The sequence below is a fragment of the Halorubrum sp. AD140 genome (assembly GCF_034497445.1).
In the GTDB taxonomy this organism is placed as follows: Archaea; Halobacteriota; Halobacteria; order Halobacteriales; family Haloferacaceae; genus Halorubrum.
Genome location: NZ_JAXRUU010000323.1, coordinates 1 through 1065, shown reverse-complemented (window position 1 = coordinate 1065; position 1065 = coordinate 1). Strand labels below are relative to the sequence as shown.

The window sequence follows — 1065 nt, the reverse complement described above, 5'->3', positions numbered from 1 at the left end:
CGGGTCGCCGGGTCATCGGCCACCCCTCGGTCGTGTCGCCTCGAACGCCATCCGGATCACCACTCCGCGACGGGGCCGTCGTCGTGGCGCCAGACGGGGTTGTGCCAGTCGACGTCCTCCTCGGCCCGCTCGCGAACGTGGGCCTCGTCGATCTCGATCCCCAGCCCGTCGCCGTCCGGGATGTCGACGAAGCCGTCGCGGTATTCGAACACCGACGGGTCGGCGAGGTAGTCCAACACGTCGCTCGTCTCGTTGTAGTGGATGTCGAGCGACTGCTCCTGGATGAGCGCGTTCGGCGTACAGGCGTCGACCTGGACACAGGAGGCGAGCGCGATCGGCCCGAGCGGGCAGTGCGGTGCGACCGACACGTCGTACGCCTCGGCCATCGACGCGATCTTCTTCAGTTCGGTGATCCCGCCGGCGTGCGAGACGTCCGGCTGGATCAGGTCCACCGCGTCGGCCTCGAACACCTCCTTGAAGTCCCACCGCGAGTACATCCGCTCGCCGGTCGCGATCGGGATCGTCGTCGAGTCGCGGATCGCCGGGAGCGCGTCGTTGTGCTCCGGCAACACCGGCTCCTCGATGAACATCGGGTCGTACGGCTCCAGCGCGGCCGCGAGCCGCCGGACCATCGGCTTCGACACGCGGCCGTGGAAGTCGACGCCGACGTCGACCCCGTCGCCGACCGCCTCCCGCACGGCCGCGATCCGGTCGGCGGCGGCGGCCACCGCTGCCGGGTTGTCGATCGGCCGCAGCTCCGCGGTCGCGTTCATCTTCAGCGCCGAGAAGCCCGCGTCGACCTTCTCGCGGGCGGCCTCGCCGACGTCCGCCGGCCGGTCCCCCCCGATCCACTGGTAGACGCGGATCCGGTCGCGCGCGCGGCCGCCGAGCAGCTCGTGGACGGGGGCACCGAACCCCTTGCCTTTGAGGTCCCACAGCGCCTGGTCGATCCCGGCGATAGCGCTCATCAGCACGGGACCGCCGCGGTAGAAGCCGCCGCGGTACATCGCCTGCCAGTGGTCCTCGATCCGCGCCGGGTCCTCGCCGAGCAGGTAGTTGTCGAGC

The 1065-nt window shown here is 70.9% G+C and carries 1 protein-coding gene; it reads right to left on the bottom strand.

Going from position 1 to position 1065, the window contains the following annotated elements; genetic code table 11:
• Positions 1 to 56: 56 nt before the first annotated feature.
• Positions 57 to 1065 (bottom strand): galactonate dehydratase (gene dgoD, locus U4E84_RS18540; protein WP_322533524.1); only part of this gene is annotated, 1009 nt, incomplete at its 5' end.